Annotated in this window: 11 protein-coding genes; 3 read left to right on the top strand and 8 right to left on the bottom strand. The window is 41.0% G+C overall.

Annotation, left to right across the window (positions count from 1 at the left end):
• Positions 1-3 precede the first annotated feature (3 nt).
• Together HCG49_RS08940 and HCG49_RS08935 are read right to left on the bottom strand one after the other, a co-directional pair.
• The gene (locus HCG49_RS08940) at positions 4-1,254 is read right to left on the bottom strand and encodes a DUF3078 domain-containing protein (RefSeq protein WP_240938665.1); all 1,251 of its coding nucleotides are present in this window, start codon (positions 1,252-1,254) and stop codon (positions 4-6) included.
• 1 nt (position 1,255) lies between these two features.
• Positions 1,256-3,034 carry a 1-deoxy-D-xylulose-5-phosphate synthase gene (locus tag HCG49_RS08935; protein ID WP_168469189.1) on the bottom strand — a complete coding sequence of 593 codons (1,779 nt, stop codon included), beginning with the start codon at positions 3,032-3,034 and terminating at the stop codon, positions 1,256-1,258.
• Positions 3,035-3,203: 169 nt separating this feature from the next.
• On the opposite strand from HCG49_RS08935, the gene HCG49_RS08930 reads away from it, so the two are divergent.
• The gene (locus HCG49_RS08930) at positions 3,204-3,653 is read left to right on the top strand and encodes a nucleoside deaminase (RefSeq protein WP_168469188.1); all 450 of its coding nucleotides are present in this window, start codon (positions 3,204-3,206) and stop codon (positions 3,651-3,653) included.
• A gap of 247 nt (positions 3,654-3,900) precedes the next feature.
• Here the strand turns inward: HCG49_RS08930 and HCG49_RS08925 are convergent, their stop codons facing one another.
• The 4 genes from HCG49_RS08925 to aspS all read right to left on the bottom strand — a co-directional run bounded on the left by HCG49_RS08925 (position 3,901) and on the right by aspS (position 8,040).
• The gene (locus HCG49_RS08925; RefSeq protein WP_072762788.1) at positions 3,901-4,095 is read right to left on the bottom strand and encodes a cold-shock protein; all 195 of its coding nucleotides are present in this window, start codon (positions 4,093-4,095) and stop codon (positions 3,901-3,903) included.
• 93 nt (positions 4,096-4,188) lie between these two features.
• Positions 4,189-4,440, bottom strand: coding sequence for a hypothetical protein (locus HCG49_RS08920; protein ID WP_168469187.1), 252 nt, complete (start codon positions 4,438-4,440; stop codon positions 4,189-4,191).
• Between the two features lie 16 nt (positions 4,441-4,456).
• Entirely contained in the window at positions 4,457-6,250 is a 1,794-nt protein-coding gene (locus HCG49_RS08915; RefSeq protein ID WP_168469186.1) for a chloride channel protein, read from the bottom strand.
• 41 nt (positions 6,251-6,291) lie between these two features.
• The gene (aspS, locus tag HCG49_RS08910) at positions 6,292-8,040 is read right to left on the bottom strand and encodes an aspartate--tRNA ligase (protein ID WP_168469185.1); all 1,749 of its coding nucleotides are present in this window, start codon (positions 8,038-8,040) and stop codon (positions 6,292-6,294) included.
• A 174-nt stretch (positions 8,041-8,214) separates the two neighbouring features.
• Here aspS and HCG49_RS08905 point away from each other — a divergent pair, with 174 nt between their 5' ends.
• Complete coding sequence (locus HCG49_RS08905) at positions 8,215-10,848, top strand: TonB-dependent receptor (protein WP_168469184.1); 2,634 nt, start codon at positions 8,215-8,217, stop codon at positions 10,846-10,848.
• Between the two features lie 178 nt (positions 10,849-11,026).
• The gene (locus HCG49_RS08900; protein ID WP_168469183.1) at positions 11,027-11,371 is read left to right on the top strand and encodes a toxin-antitoxin system YwqK family antitoxin; all 345 of its coding nucleotides are present in this window, start codon (positions 11,027-11,029) and stop codon (positions 11,369-11,371) included.
• Positions 11,372-11,495: 124 nt separating this feature from the next.
• Here the strand turns inward: HCG49_RS08900 and HCG49_RS08895 are convergent, their stop codons facing one another.
• Both HCG49_RS08895 and HCG49_RS08890 read right to left on the bottom strand, forming a co-directional pair.
• On the bottom strand, positions 11,496-15,023 hold the full coding sequence (locus tag HCG49_RS08895; RefSeq protein ID WP_168469182.1) for an efflux RND transporter permease subunit: 3,528 nt from the start codon (positions 15,021-15,023) through the stop codon (positions 11,496-11,498).
• 6 nt (positions 15,024-15,029) lie between these two features.
• Positions 15,030-16,199 carry an efflux RND transporter periplasmic adaptor subunit gene (locus HCG49_RS08890; RefSeq protein WP_168469181.1) on the bottom strand — a complete coding sequence of 390 codons (1,170 nt, stop codon included), beginning with the start codon at positions 16,197-16,199 and terminating at the stop codon, positions 15,030-15,032.
• Positions 16,200-16,223 lie beyond the last annotated feature (24 nt).

Genomic DNA, 16,223 nt, shown 5'->3' with positions numbered 1-16,223 from the left:
TATTTAGAAATTATAGGAGATACCTACTGCAAAGAGCTGTTTAAACTGAATTTTAGGGACTCCTTCGTTGATAATGGTACCGTCTTCGGCCTTTACAGGATCGAACAAAATATCATCATCATATAAGATATGGGTCCCTAAATTTGTGCTCACATATTTATTCACTTTAAGTTCAAGGTTCAGCTCCCAATCAATATCAATATTTCCAAAGCTTTTCAGGTAGTCGGAATATAAACTGGCCCTGCTCCTTAACTTTGCATTCTCATAGATTTTAGATTCCCAAGTATTGGTAACGAGAAACCCAAATTCCATGAGCACATTTTCACCGTCGGTTATTTTATTGCCATCGGCATCATATTGTGCTCTTTTTGCTCCAAAGGCACCTTTGTCGGCCAAATCCTGATCTAAAATAAAGGTTGCTTTTTGTGTAAAAGGAGAAATATATAGGTTTAGTTTTTTGCCTTCGGGAATAAATGAGGTTCCGGCTCCAATAAATCCATAACCTGGGGCCATAAACCTGGAAATAGGAGTTTTTCTATTGGGGTATTTAAAACCTTTTGAAAATTGTGTGTTAAAATTCGCCCTTACCGAGTAGTACCAGTTACTGATGGTGTCTCTTCGATATGCAAAGGTCGATGATATACGGATCGCATCGTCTGTCTTGCGCAGCTTTTCATTTTCTTGGGAGTTTATTCCGTATCTGAGTTCCAGGTCATTATCCCATTTTATATATCTAAATTTATAATTTCGGACAAATTTGATATTGGCCAAGGCCGAAACGGAGTTGTTACCCCCTGCATTCCAATTGATGAAGGCTACTTCACTTAGGTTTATTCCTAATTTATTTTCTTTTTCCCAAAAAGACGGGATCCTAAAGCGCTTGTACTGTTCGTCTAAAGGTTTTGTTCTTTTAAAAGAAATAACCGGATTGGTAAGGTTGGCGCCTCTTGGGATATTTTTAATCTTATCCTGAAAGGTCCTAATGACAATGGTATCAACAACGCGCATGCTATCGATCTGCATGGAATCTAAATACTGAAAAGGCCTTATAGAATCAATCTCCCGAGCAAGTCTTAGCGAGTCTACAATAGGGGTTGGCCTAAGAGAATCTATCACCGGAGCAGGTTTTAGCGAGTCTATAATAGGTGTTGGCCTAAGAGAATCTGTTACCGGAGCAGGCGGAATTGTGTCCTGTGCATTAAGATGGTTAAAACAAAGTATTAAAAAGGCAATGAAAGTTATTTTACTACGCATGTTAATCTGTGTTCAAAATAGTATTAATGTAATTATTAAGGCTCAACATATCAATTTCAGTAAGCGATTGAAGCTCTTCAACGGTACCGTGTTCTATAAATAAATCTTCTATTCCAAAGATTTTTATTGGTTTTCTTATCCCAATTTCATTGGAAAACTCTAGGACGGCACTACCGAATCCGCCAGCTTTACAACCGTCTTCAATGGTTATAATATGGGAATAGGTGTCCAGGATACTTGTCAGCATATTGGCATCCAAAGGTTTTATAAACCGCATATTATAATGACCAATTTTACTAGCATCTTTTCGATCTTCCAGTAATTGGGAGACCATATTACCAATATGGCCGATGGAAAGTACAGCAATTTCCGTACCTTTTTTTAATTCTTGTGAAATTCCTATAGGAATTTCTTTAAATTTCTGTTTCCAATCGATGGTTACTCCCCTTCCTCTGGGGTATCTGATAGCAATTGGGTGCTGTAATCCCAATTGGGCCGTATACATAATATTGCGCAGTTCTACTTCGTTCATTGGCGCAAAAATAATGAGATTGGGAATACATCTTAGATAAGCAATATCGTATAGTCCGTGATGGGTGGCCCCATCCTGACCTACTAGGCCGGCACGGTCTAAACAAAAAATCACCGGTAGGTTTTGCAAGGCCACATCGTGGATTATTTGATCGTAGGCTCTTTGTAAAAAGGTGGAATAGATATTGCAAAAGGGCACTAAACCTTCAGCTGCCATCCCGGCGGCCATGGTAACGGCGTGTTGTTCGGCTATGCCAACATCAAAGGCCCTTTCTGGAATTTGTTCCATCATAAACTTTAACGAACTACCGGTAGGCATAGCAGGGGTAATACCCACGATTCGTTGATTTTCCTTAGCGAGTTCTACGAGCGATAGACCAAAAACGTCCTGGTATTTGGGCGGTTCAACTCGACTTGATTTTGGCAAAAGATCGCCGGTTAGTTTATCGAATTTCCCTGGGGCGTGATATACGACCTGATTTTCCTCGGCCTTTTTCAATCCCTTGCCCTTGGTGGTAATAATATGTAAGAACTTTGGGCCTTGGATGGTTTTTAATCTTTCTAGTTCCCGTATAAGCCCTTGTAAATCATGTCCGTCTATAGGTCCTGAATAGTTAAAATTTAGGGCTTCGAATATATTTTCTTGACGTGCCGTTCCTTTTTTTACGTTCGTCAAATATTTTTTTAACGCTCCCACACTTGGATCAATGCCAATGGCATTATCGTTAAGGACTATTAATACATTGGCTGTTGTTACCCCTGCATGGTTAAGGCCTTCGAAGGCCATACCACTAGCAATAGAGGCATCCCCGATGACGGCAATATGTTGGCGTTCTTTTTCTCCCTTTAATGCAGATGCCAAGGCCATTCCTAAAATAGCAGAAATAGAAGTAGAGCTATGTCCGGTTCCGAAATCGTCATAGGGACTTTCGCTGCGGTTAGGAAATCCGCTAATACCCCCTTTTTGTCTGTTGGTATGGAAAATATCCTTGCGACCTGTCAAAATTTTATGTCCATAGGCTTGGTGGCCCACATCCCAAATAAGTTTGTCATTGGGAGTATGAAAGACATAGTGTAGGGCTATAGTCAGTTCTACGACTCCTAAACTAGCGCCTAAGTGACCTTCTTTAGTAGCCACGATATCGATAATAAACTCCCTTAACTCTTGGGCGAGTTGATGGAGTTCGGCAAGTTTTAATTGACGAAGCTCAAGAGGACTATGTATATGTTGAAGGAGACCTTTAGGCATGAAAAAAAATTAAAGCACAAAACTACGGTATTTACGGATTCAATTTAGAATTCCTTAAGGTATCCTTAACGGTTTTTAGTAATATTTGTTAAAGGTGAGGACAGGAGAACCCATTTTTTTTTTTGCTCATAGGCCATTATTGTTTACTATTGTATCTAAACTTTTTAGGATGATAACACCGTTTGATGACGCCTATTTTATGAAGAAAGCCTTGCAAGAAGCCGAAATTGCCTTTGAAAAGGGAGAGGTTCCGGTAGGGGCAGTGATTGTGGTAGAGGACAGGATTATTGCCCGAGCGCACAACCTTACCGAACAATTAAACGATGTTACTGCCCATGCAGAAATGCAGGCTATTACGGCTGCGGCCAACTTTTTAGGAGGGAAATATTTACATAATTGTACTCTTTACGTCACTTTAGAGCCTTGTCAAATGTGTGCGGGGGCCCTTTATTGGAGTCAAATTTCTAAAATTGTCTATGGTGCCAAGGATACCGAAAGAGGTTTTTCTACGATGGGAACTAAAATACACCCTAAGACAAAGGTGGTGCAAGGGGTGATGGAAAAGGAGACGGCGCAGCTTTTGAAGCGATTTTTTATTGAAAAAAGAAATTTAAATTAAAGTTCTTTTTTGCGTTAGGGAGCGCGGCGGCATCCCCGCAGCAGCGCAAGGGATATAGCCAAGCGCCCGCCCGACGAAGGAGGGAACGCCCAAACTATTTTGCTAAACACTTTCGGAATTTGTAGGTGTCGACAACGACAAATCCTATTTTATAAGTTTCGAGATGAATGGCTTGTACCCTCGATAAAATCCATAAAAAAACCCTTAGCGAACTAAGGGCTTTGCAATTTTTTCAAAATAAAATATATTAGCCTATTACCTGCACTTGTGCGGCAACGATGCCCTTGCGCCCTTCTTCTTCCTGATATTCTACTTTGTCACCTTCGTTAAGCTCGGTTCCGTTCAGTGCCGTGGCGTGAACAAAAATGTCTTGTCCTGTGTCGTCGTTTGTAATGAATCCAAAACCTTTGGTTTCATTGAAAAATTTTACTGTTCCTGTCATTCCATTAAGATTAAAATAATAACTGATTAGCTTACTAAGCTATGTTTATTTTAATGCAAAACCAAGCGGAATTAATTTTAAATGGGGTAAAACTTATTGATTTTTAGGCTTCTTCTTTTCATTTGCCTGCATTTTTTTAATGTTTTCCTCGTTCAGCATATAGTCCTTCATGTTTTTACCCTTACTGACTTTAATTAAAAAAAGCGGCATGGCAACCAAAAAGATACCTACGGTGCCAAAGCCAATACACTTGTTTGCTAGGACCAGGTTTTCTTCGTTGATGGTGAATCCGTAAGTAATGGAGGCCAGGGAGCCTACAAAAATTAGAATAATAAGATACTTCATTGGTATGGAATGAACATTATCGTGTAAAATTAATTAATTTTCTTCGGTAAGAGGTCAATAGTTTTGATTTAGAAATGAATCCGGAGTATTTGCCGTCCTTAACTACGGGAAGGTTCCATGCGCCACTATCTTGAAATTTGTCCATAATATCGGTCATCTTATCCTTTTCCCACGCAATAATCGCGGGTGGGGTCTGCATTATATCACTGGCTATTACTTCTTGGTACATAGATTGGTCGAACATAATGGGTCTTATGTCGTCTAATAGAATAACCCCTAACAGGGAGCCGTTTTTTTCATCGATTACCGGAAAAATATTCCGATTAGACTTAACCACGGCTTGGTGGACAATATCGCCAAGGTTCATTTCTGGATAAATAGGAATGAAATTGGTCTCTACCACCTTTTCAATATCCATAAGGGTTAAAATGGCATGATCTTTATCGTGGGTAATCAATTCCCCTTTTCTACCCAATTCCATATTGTAAACGGAGTGTGGATGTACGTATTTGGTAATGGCGTAAGAGATGGTAGCGGTAATCATTAGGGGAATAAAAAGTTCGTACCCTCCGGTGACTTCTGCGATCAGGAAAATTGCGGTCAAGGGAGCGTGGAGCACCCCTGCCATTAAACCGGCCATGCCTACCAAGGTAAAATTACTTTCGGAAATTTGTTGGGGGAATATACCGATTTGGTTGATAATTTTGGCAATGCAGTTGCCCATGATACTGCCCATAAATAGGGTAGGGGCAAAAATACCGCCAACGCCACCCGCCCCAAAGGTAAGGGCGCTAGCAATGATTTTAAAGAATATGAGACCGATTAATAAGGCTATAACGACCCATGCATTGCTGAGGTCTAAGTGAAAAATATTGGTTTCAAGGGCTTTTTCTGGTTGCCCTAGGATAAGGTTATTGATAACATCGAAGCCTTCTCCGTATAGGGGCGGAATAAGATAAATCAGTATCCCGATCCCTGTTCCCCCGATGAGGAGGCGTTTTATGGGCGATTTTATGCGGTCAAAGAGCTTTTGGATACGATCGTAGACTTCAGTAAAATATATGGAGGTCAACCCGGCAAACAGTCCTAAAATTATAAAGTAGGGAACATCGCTAATTTTAAATTCGTCTATGATTTTGAAGGGCAGCAATATATCGTTGCCAAAGAAAAAATAGGACGTAATGATAGCCGAGATAGATGCCAGCAATAGCGGGATCATGGACGCTATGGTCAAGTCTAGGCTAAAGACCTCTATAGCAAAAATAATTGCAGCTATGGGGGCTTTAAAGATAGACGACATGGCCCCTGCGGCTGCGCAGCCTATCAATAGGTTTCTGGTGCTCTGGTTCATATGGAGTACCCTCGAAATGTTGGAACTAATGGCTGCCCCGGTGGCTACGGTAGGGCCCTCTAGCCCCACAGACCCACCAAAACCTATGGTGATGGGGGCTGTTAATATAGAGCCTAGCATTTGATAATTTTTCATAACTCCCTTTCGCTTCGAAATAGCAAAAAGGGTAGAGGGGATACCGTGGCTGACCTTGTTTCTCAGGACATACTTTATAATAAGATAGACCAGGGTGAACCCTATGATGGGAAAAACAAAATAAAAGGCATTATGGTAATGGCGAACCAAATTCCCTTCTAATAAATGCTGAAAAAAATGGGTGAGGTTTTTTAGGACTACCGCCCCTACTCCAGAGGTGAAGCCTACCAAGATACTCAGTATATAGATAAAGTGTTTTTGGGAGATGTGCTTTGCACGCCATACCAAAAAATTGGTCAACCAAGATTTTTTTAGTGTTGCCATAGGTTGAAAAAAAAATCCCGTATAAGAACGGGATTTTAAAGTTATAAAGAAATATTTAGTTTTAGTTCTTTTAGTTGTTCCTCATCAATAGGGGAAGGGGCATCGATCATCACATCCCTACCGCTGTTGTTTTTTGGAAAGGCAATAAAATCTCGGATGGTTTCCTGACCTCCTAAGATAGCGACCAATCTGTCTAGACCAAAGGCAAGTCCGCCATGTGGAGGTGCACCGTACTTAAAGGCCTCCATTAAAAATCCAAATTGTGCTTTGGCTTCTTCCGGACTAAAGCCTAAATGTTTAAACATCGTGGCTTGCATATCGGTATCGTGGATACGGATAGACCCGCCTCCAATTTCATTACCGTTCAATACCAAATCATAGGCATTTGCTTTCACTGCTCCCGGATCTGTATCCAACAGTTCTAATTGGCCAGGTTTTGGAGAGGTAAACGGGTGGTGCATGGCGTGGTAATGGCCAGTTTCTTCATCGAGTTCCAATAATGGGAAATCGATGACCCATAGCGGGGCGAACTCGTTGTTTTTTCGCAATCCTAGTCGCGTGGCGAGTTCCATACGAAGGGCACTCAGTTGGGTTCTTGTTTTGTTGGCATCCCCAGAAAGCACACAAATAAGGTCGCCTGGTTTTGCACCGGTAATTTTTGCCCATTCGGCAAGGTCGTTACTATCGTAGAATTTATCTACCGAAGATTTTAAGGAGCCGTCGGCATTGTATTTTACATATACCATTCCTTTGGCACCTATCTGTGGTCTACGAACCCAATCGATAAGGGCATCGATTTCTTTTCTAGTATAGGTTGCGGCACCCGGTACAGCAATTCCGACAACTAGTTCGGCATCGTTAAATACCCCAAACTCTTTGTGTTGGGCAACAGCATTTAATTCACCGAATTCCATTCCAAAACGAATGTCCGGTTTGTCGTTCCCGTATTTTTTCATGGCATCGTCGTAGGTCATCCTTGGGAATGAGTCTACGGTTACACCTTTTATTTCTTGTAACAGGTGTCTGGTAAGGCCTTCGAAGACATTTAAAATATCTTCTTGCTCCACAAAGGCCATCTCACAGTCTATTTGTGTAAATTCTGGCTGACGGTCGGCTCTAAGGTCTTCGTCCCTGAAACATTTTACGATCTGGAAATATTTGTCCATACCCCCTACCATCAACAACTGTTTAAAGGTTTGTGGAGATTGGGGAAGGGCATAAAATTGTCCCTCGTTCATTCTGCTTGGAACCACAAAATCTCTAGCTCCTTCTGGAGTAGATTTAATAAGGTATGGGGTTTCTACTTCAATAAAGCCTTCATCGGAAAGATATTTCCTGACTTCGATGGCAACCTTATGTCTAAAAATCAGGTTCTCTTTTACCGGATTCCTACGGATGTCCAGGTAGCGATATTTCATACGAATATCTTCACCTCCATCGGTCTGGTCCTCAATTGTAAAAGGAGGTACCAAGGATTGGTTTAGAATTTTTATAGCAGTTACCAACACCTCTATCTCTCCCGTCGGGATATTTGGGTTTTTGGAAGTACGTTCTATTACCGTTCCTGTAATCTGAACAACAAACTCGCGGCCTAGGCCTTTTGCGGTTTCCATAATTTCTTTAGGGGTACGCTCCTCATCAAAAATTAATTGGGTAATTCCATAACGGTCGCGTAAATCTGCCCAAATGACAAATCCCTTGTCCCTTACTTTTGCTACCCAACCCGATAGGGTTACCTCCTTATTGATGTCTGAAAGGTTCAGTTCACCACAATTATGACTTCTATACATGTTTTGTTCTTATAATGAAAGGACAAATGTAAGAAGTAATACGGGAAGCTGAAAAATTATAATCGATTCAGAAATAAAAAATATCAAAATAATATTTTGCTGATTTATAGATGATTATGAATTAATTCCTAAAAATTTGTTAAATTAGTAGGAATATCAACTAAATTATAGAATATGGGACACATTTTTAAAAAACACATTTTGCTGTTGTTAATGCTGGCTCCCGTGCTAGTGTTGGGACAAAATGTTATACAGGGAAAAGTTAGCGATTCGGGAAACGGAGACCTACTCCCTGGAGTAAACGTGGTGGTTAAGGGTACAACTACCGGAACAACCACAGATTTTGATGGAAATTACGAACTTAGTGTGAGTAGTTTACCGGTTACTTTGGTGTTTTCATCGATTGGCTTTAAAAGCATTGAAATTTTGGTCTCCTCTGCTGGAACGGTCAATGTAACGTTGGACGAAGGGCTTATGCTACAAGAGGTGATTATACTAGGGAACCGATCTAAACCTAGAACGGTTATCGGTTCGCCCGTACCAATTGACAATATAGGGGTTGCCGAACTTAAGAATACGGGTCAGCCTACGGTAGATAAAATGTTGACCTATAAGGTGCCATCATTTAACTCTTCTACCCAGGCGGTGTCTGATGGAACGGCACATTTTGACCCAGCCGATCTTAGGGGCTTGGGGCCCAGTAGAACATTGGTTTTGGTGAATGGCAAGCGTAAAAACCTAAGTTCCTTGGTATATATTAATGATACGCCCGGAAAGGGAGAAGTAGGGGTAGATTTAAAGAGTGTGCCTTCTGCGGCCATAGAAAGGATAGAGGTTTTACGGGATGGTGCTTCTGCACAATACGGTTCCGATGCCATTGCCGGGGTGATCAATATGGTCTTAAAAAGAAATGTAGAATACACCACGGTAGGGGCCAGTTCTGGCATTACCACGGAAGGGGATGGATTTAATTTTGCTGCCGATGTCAATAGTAGCATCAACCTAGGAGAAGATGGCGGATACTTAAACCTAACCCTAGGATATTATAAACAAGAGAAAACCAATAGGGCCGGTACCCCCGGGGAGGATACCTTATTCGGTGTTCCGGCCAATGATCCTGATTGGGGCACTTGGTTGGCGGCCAACCCAGATTTAGGGATGAATGTTGGACAGCCAGAACTAAAAAAGATAGATATGTTTTTTAATGCCGGGGTACCTTTTAAAAATGGAAATGGCGAATTTTATACTTTTGGAGGCTTAACCTATAGACAGGGTACAAGTTTTGCCTTGTACAGAACACCCTATTGGATTCCGGATCCATTTAATTTATTGCACGCACCAGGAACTACTTACCAAGGGTTTCAGCCTACTTTTGAAACAGATGTCAGGGATAATAATGCAACGGTGGGTGTAAAATGGAAATTGTTCACCATGGATGTCGATCTTAGTGGTACTTATGGCCGTAATGCCGTAGATTACGATGTTAGCAACTCTATTAATGTCGATTTAGGCGCCAATAGTCCAACCACCTTTGACGTAGGTGCCTATACCTTTAGCAATACCTTGGCAAATTTAGATTTCTCCAAAGATTTGGGAACCGTAAGTATTGCCTTTGGTGCCGAGATTAGAGGCGAACGTTTTACTGCTATGGCCGGGGAACCTGCATCTTATTTTGGAGCAGGTACCCAATCATTCCCTGGATTACAGCCGAGTAATGCCGTAGAAGCGACCCGAGAAAATTTTGGACTTTATGGAGAATTGGAATGGGAGCCTACCGATAGAATACTACTCGGAGGTGCTGTGAGGTATGAAGATTTTAGCGATTTTGGAGATAACACTTCCTGGAAAGTCAACGGAAGATATTTATTGGGCGACAACCAAGGTGCTATTAGGGCTTCCTATAGTACAGGATTTAGAGCTCCTGCCTTGCATCAAATTTATTTGAGCAACATACAAACCTTGGTATCCGGAGGTACTATTTCTAATCAGGGAACCTTTAATAATGTAGATCCCATTATCAGGGATGGTTTAGGGGTACCACAACTAACCGCCGAAACTTCCAAAAATATTACGGCCGGATTTACCTATAAACCCATTGAAAACCTATCGTTTGCGGTAGATTTTTATAATGTAAAAATAGATGACAGGGTATTGTTTACCAATGAAATCGGTTTTGACGGCGATGATACCACCAATAATCCTGTGGAAGAAATTTTGTTGGCCAATGACATTACAAGTTTAAAATTCTTTATAAATGCTGTAAATACTAATACCACAGGGGTTGATGTAGTGGCCAGTTATTCAAATATTGCTATGGGAAATGGCAATTTAGGAGTTAATATAGCGGCGAATTTTAACAATACAAAGATAGAAGGAGAAATAAAAACACCCGCTATACTCGCTTCCAACGGGTATCAGATGTTTAACCGTAAGGAACAAGCTAGGATTACGAAGGTCCGTCCAAAATCGAAAGTGCTTTTAGGGCTAGACTATGCAATTGAAAAGTGGAATTTTATCTTGAACAATACTTATTTTGGGGAGGTGTCCTGGGATCATGGGTCGGACCCACAAAAAGATCAGGTGTTTGCAGGAAAGGTAATTACCGATCTGATCTTGGGATATGATTTCTCTCAAAAAATATCGGCAAACATTGCCATTAACAATTTATTAAATGTGTATCCCGATGAATTGGACCCAAAAGGCGATGTTGTAACCGACCTTGGAGGACGATTCAGATATCCTTGGGAAGTGAATCAGTTTGGGTATGCAGGAACGATTATAAACGCTGGGATAACCCTTAAGTTTTAAGAAGTGCGTAACTATTTTAAAAATCGTCTAAAAGAAATTTTAGGCGATTTTTTTTGACCCTTATACAAAGAACGAACCCTTTCCAATGTTAAGCTAATGTAAACTTAACATTGAATCTATGTAAATTATATGTATATTTAGGTAAAACAATAATACACCACCTAAAAACTATAATTCTATGAAAGCAATAACATTAATTTTCGCATTTATATTTTCGATAGCCATCAATGCTCAAGAAGTTAAACCTGTTTTTGAAAAAGAAGGAAAGCTGGTCAAGGCTACTTATTTCCATGAAAACGGCCAAATTGCCCAAGTAGGACATTTTTTAAATAGCAAGCTGCATGGGGAATGGAATATGTACAACGAGAAGGGAGAGAAGTTGGCCGCCGGAAAATATGAAAAGGGAACAAAAACGGGGAAATGGTTCTTTTGGGATCAAAAAGTACTTAGGGAAGTCGATTTTAATGCGAATGCTATAAGCAGTATTACCGAATGGGATAAAAACCCTGTAGTGTACAACTAATTACAGACAATGATTGTGGGTTTTTTAAAGGAAAATATTTCTTAGAATCCTTCAAAAGCTATAATAAAAAAAGAGATGGTCCAGATTTGGGCCATCTCTTTTTTAGTACATATCAATAGAGTGATTAATCTACTATACTAGCAGGACTAACCGTGACGGAATCTTGCTCATTTGTTTGTTGGTCGGCATTTGTTCCTTTAAACCTTATTTTAAAGCGGTACACGATACTAAATAATACCGGAACGATGATTAAGGTTAGGAAGGTAGCCACCATAAGGCCGTAGATCACCGTCCATGCCAAAGGTCCCCAGAAAATAACATTGTCTCCCCCAACATAAATATTAGGATCAAAGGAAGAGAATAGGCCAAAGAAATCGATGTTGAGTCCGATGGCGAGCGGTATTAATCCCAGCACGGTAGTAATTGCCGTTAATATCACTGGTCTTAACCTAGCTTTTCCTCCTTTAATGATCGCGGCGGTGGCATCTGCTTTTGTCAACAGATCCTTTTCGCCTAGTCCCAAGGCTTGTTTGCTTCTATCTATGAGGATTTGGGTATAATCTAACAATACCACCCCATTGTTCACCACAATTCCCGCTAATGAAATAATACCCATCATGGTCATCATAATAACAAAGGGTTTCCCCGTAATAATTAGTCCTCCGAAGACACCGATAAAACTTAGGAAAATAGCGATCATAATAATAGTAGGTTTAGAAATCCCTCCGAATTGAAATATTAAGATCAGCATAATGAGTCCAAGTCCAGAGAAGAAGGCGCCTACCAAGAAGGTCATCTGCTTGTTTTGCTCTTCAATCTGTCCTGTGAAGTCTATGGTCACTTCCTTGGGCAGGCCTGTATAGTTTTCCATTTCCTTCTGGATTTCCGCTACGATGGCAGCGGCATCTGTAAACCCTGGTTTTAGGCCAGAGTATACTGTTACCACACGCTTATTGTCTCGGTGTTTTATGGCACTAAAGGAGGAAGTGTTTCTTTGTTGGGCCACGGCCGAAACAGGAATTTCCTTGATGGTACCTGTCGACTGATCCCTGAAGATGATATTTTGGTTGAACAAAGCATTTTTATCGTATCGCAGCGCTTCTTCAAAGCGGACATTGATATTGTAATCATCGCCATCTTTTTTAAAGACCCCTGCTTTTTCCCCAAAGAGGGAACGTCTTAATTGGTTGCCCACTTGGCCTACGGAAACGCCTAATTCTCCTGCTTTTTCCCTATCGACCACTACCTGCATGGCTGGTTTTCCCTTGTTGACATCAATTTTCAACTCTTCAATGCCAGGAATGTTCTTGGTATTGATAAAGTTCCGCATATCTTCTGCGGTATTGATCAATTGGTCATAATCTTTCCCTTGCAGTTCTATATTAATGGCGTATCCTGCTGGGGGTCCTGCGGCATCTTTTTCTACCGAAATAGCGACCCCTGGGTATATACCTTTTAGGGATTCTTGGATATGGGTACGCAATTCTTCCGTATCCAGTCCATTTCGGTATTTAAATTCCCTCATAGAAACGGTCAGCTTGCCACGGTGGGGCATTTCTGCGGCCGATCCACCATCGGTCTGTGGGTTTCCGGCACCTTCCCCAACCTGGGAAACGGCAGATTCTACCAAATAATTGACGGATCCGTCGGGCGAGGTATATTTTTTGTCATTGATCACCCCATAGATCCTTTTCTCAATGGCCATGGTGAGTTCATTGGTTTTTTCAATGGAAGTCCCTTGAGGATATTCTATATATACATAGATCTCATTGGGGATGGTATCGGGGAAGAACTCAATTTTGGTTCTTTGAGACCCAATAGAGAGTCCGAACAGCATAAAAGCACCTATTAATAATAGAACGGTCACTCCAAAATACCAATATACATTACTGCCTTTTAAGGCGTGCATCAGCCTTTTTTCATACCAGTTTTCGAAGCGTACCATGGTGGTTCTTTGAAAAGTGATCGCCCATCTTTTAAGGAAATACTTGTAGATCCAGAACATGGCAGCGGTAAAAATCATTACCGATCCCAATCCGCGCATGGCTCCACCGAAAATTAGGATAAGTATTCCAATACCCCCTAGAATAATACTAAGTCTGATCAGTTGCTTTGGAGAAAGGTCCTTTTCCCCGGTATCCATAAAAGAAGAAACCAACATGGAGTTCATAAAGATGGCCACAAATAGGGACGATCCTAGAACAACGGATAAGGTAATTGGGAAATAGATCATAAACTGTCCAAATATCCCTGGCCAAAGCCCTAAAGGAACAAAGGCCGCTACGGTTGTTGCCGTCGAAATAATAATCGGGAAGGCAATCTCTCCTATCCCTTTTTTTGCCGCTTGGGTCCGCGACATACCTTCATCCATTAATCGGTACACATTTTCTACTACTACGATACCGTTATCTACCAACATTCCCAAGCCCATGATCATACCAAATAAAATCATGGTATTTAAGGTATAGCCTAATAGGGATAAGATCATGAAGGACATAAACATGGACATAGGAATGGCAAAACCTACGAACAAAGCGTTTCGAAAACCTAAAAAGAACATCAATACGGTGACCACCAGAATAATCCCGAAAATAATATTGTTCACCAAGTCGTCTACTTGGTTCAGGGTTCTATTCGATGAATCGTTGGCAATGGAAATATGAAGGTCTGCGGGGTAGTAATTTTTCTGGGCTTCTTTTACGATGCTTTTGATTTTATCGGCCGCTTCGATCATGTTCTTACCGGCTCGTTTTTTAACATCGAGCATCACCACGCTTTCGCCGAATTCACGTGCGAAGGTGGTTTTTTCTTTTTCCGAAAAACGTACCGAAGCAATATCCTTTAAATAAACCGCATTCCCGTTTTCGGCCTTTACCACAAAGTGATAAAGTTCTTCCGGAGTGTCTATTTCTCCCAAAATACGAATGGTACGTCGTTGCCCACTGGTCTGTAAATTTCCTGCGGACATGGTTACGTTTCCATTGCGAATGGCACCAAGAACATCGTCGAAACTAACCTTTGCAGCCATCATTTTATAGACATCTACGGCAATTTCCACTTCTTTTTCCTGCGCTCCTCTAATATCTACCTGTTTTATTTCTGGAAGGTCTTCAATCTCATCCTGCAGGTATTCGGCAAATTCCTTCAGTTTTTCTACCGGATAGTCTCCCGTAAAGTTAACGTTCATGATAGGGAACTGCTCGGAAAGGTTTAAATCAAAAACATTGGGATCTACCTTGGCATTATTAAAAATAGGCCAATCTTCCGTGGCCTTTTCGCTATCGACCTCGTCTTTTACCTTTTGTTTGGCAGCATCTACGGTGATTTCCTCATCAAACTCTATGGTAATAAGGGAATAGTCTTCTTGAGAATTAGAGGTGATCTCTACCAGGTTGCTTAAATTTTTAAGCTTTTCTTCCAAGGGGTCTGTAATCAACCGCTCTATGTCTTCGGCGGTGTTCCCGGGGTAAACGGTACTAATATATATCTTGGTTTCCTTTATTTCAGGGAAATCTTCCCTGGGCATCGAAAAATAGGAGTTAAAGCCAATCCATAGAAATAGCCCTATCATCACATAGATGACCGAAGGGTTGTCTATGGCCCAAGAGGATAGTTTAAACTCTTTTTCAGTTTTTTTATTTTGATTGCTCATGGACCCTTAGTTTAATATTTTTACGATTTGTCCGTCTTTTACACTTCTTGCTCCCTCTTTGATCACGTGCATGCCAGCGTCAATGCCAGAAAGCACTTCTATATAAGCCCCTTGGGTTTTTCCGGTAGCAATAACGGTCTTCTGGGCCCTAGCTTCACCGTCTGCATTGGGAGAAAGTGCCACATAAGCATATTGTTCGCCCATGGCATTTTCTGAGATGATACCTTGTGGCAGTAATATGGCATTCTCATTGGTATAGTCGTTAATGCTCACCTTGGCGTTGAGGTTGGGTTTTATCATCCCATTTTTGTTGGGAACCGGAATTTCTATGGCAAAGGAACGATTGCTAGGGTTGATGTAGTTTCCGGTTTCACGGATACTGGTCACAACACTATCGCCCAAGATGGGGAAATAAACGATGGCTTCTTTCCCTTTGGTGACCGTATTGATATAGTTTTCGGGAACTTCTACCTCTATATACATTTCGGAAAGATTGATAATCCTAAATATTTCGGAACCGGGACCAGGAGCGACAACCGTACCTTGATCCTTGATTACATCATCTATAATACCCGAAAAAGGAGCTCTTATATTAGATTTGCTCAATTGGCTTTCCAATTGTTTTACGTTGTTATTGGTTCCTTCATAATTGGCTTTGGCCTGCAAGTACTGAATTTCGGATCCTATTTTTTGTTCCCATAAACGCTTTTGACGCTCAAAAGTTGTTTGTGCCAGGGCTGCCTGGGTTTTTAACTGTGCCAATTGGCTGCTTAGACCACCATCGTCTATGGTAGCCAATAGTTGGCCCTTAGTTACCTGTTGTCCTTTTGTGACATATACCTTTTGTAATAGGCCTTGGGATTCTGGATAGATCAATACGTTCTGCTTTGTTTTTACATCGCCTAGTAGATCTAGATAGTGATTAAATTTTTCCGTTTTGGACACTACAGTAGTAACCAAGGGAAAATTATTGTTCTGGTCGAGTAGAGCAATGACAGAATCTAATTGTCTTATTTCTTTGTTTAATTCTTTCTGTTGTGCCGAAATTTCGGTTTTCTTTTGGCGAATGGCCTCAAGGTTTCCTTCGGAAATTAAGTTTTCTATGGATGATGATGGGGTATCTCCGCAAGAGGAAAGTAAAATTCCAGTAACGAATAAGGATACTATTTTTTTCATTGTATGAGTATTAGAGATAGATAG

Source organism: Arenibacter sp. 6A1 (genome assembly GCF_012272855.1).
Lineage (GTDB): Bacteria > Bacteroidota > Bacteroidia > Flavobacteriales > Flavobacteriaceae > Arenibacter.
Note: the sequence above shows the minus strand (reverse complement) of the source record. Positions and strands in the feature narration are given on the sequence as shown.

Excerpts from the sequence above, each read along its gene's own strand:
- HCG49_RS08940 (WP_240938665.1), bottom strand. The coding sequence starts at position 1,254 with ATGCGTAGTAAAATAACTTTCATTGCCTTTTTAATACTTTGTTTTAAC.
- HCG49_RS08935 (WP_168469189.1), bottom strand. The coding sequence starts at position 3,034 with ATGCCTAAAGGTCTCCTTCAACATATACATAGTCCTCTTGAGCTTCGT.
- HCG49_RS08930 (WP_168469188.1), top strand. The coding sequence starts at position 3,204 with ATGATAACACCGTTTGATGACGCCTATTTTATGAAGAAAGCCTTGCAA.
- HCG49_RS08925 (WP_072762788.1), bottom strand. The coding sequence starts at position 4,095 with ATGACAGGAACAGTAAAATTTTTCAATGAAACCAAAGGTTTTGGATTC.
- HCG49_RS08920 (WP_168469187.1), bottom strand. The coding sequence starts at position 4,440 with ATGAAGTATCTTATTATTCTAATTTTTGTAGGCTCCCTGGCCTCCATT.
- HCG49_RS08915 (WP_168469186.1), bottom strand. The coding sequence starts at position 6,250 with ATGGCAACACTAAAAAAATCTTGGTTGACCAATTTTTTGGTATGGCGT.
- aspS (WP_168469185.1), bottom strand. The coding sequence starts at position 8,040 with ATGTATAGAAGTCATAATTGTGGTGAACTGAACCTTTCAGACATCAAT.
- HCG49_RS08905 (WP_168469184.1), top strand. The coding sequence starts at position 8,215 with ATGGGACACATTTTTAAAAAACACATTTTGCTGTTGTTAATGCTGGCT.
- HCG49_RS08900 (WP_168469183.1), top strand. The coding sequence starts at position 11,027 with ATGAAAGCAATAACATTAATTTTCGCATTTATATTTTCGATAGCCATC.
- HCG49_RS08895 (WP_168469182.1), bottom strand. The coding sequence starts at position 15,023 with ATGAGCAATCAAAATAAAAAAACTGAAAAAGAGTTTAAACTATCCTCT.
- HCG49_RS08890 (WP_168469181.1), bottom strand. The coding sequence starts at position 16,199 with ATGAAAAAAATAGTATCCTTATTCGTTACTGGAATTTTACTTTCCTCT.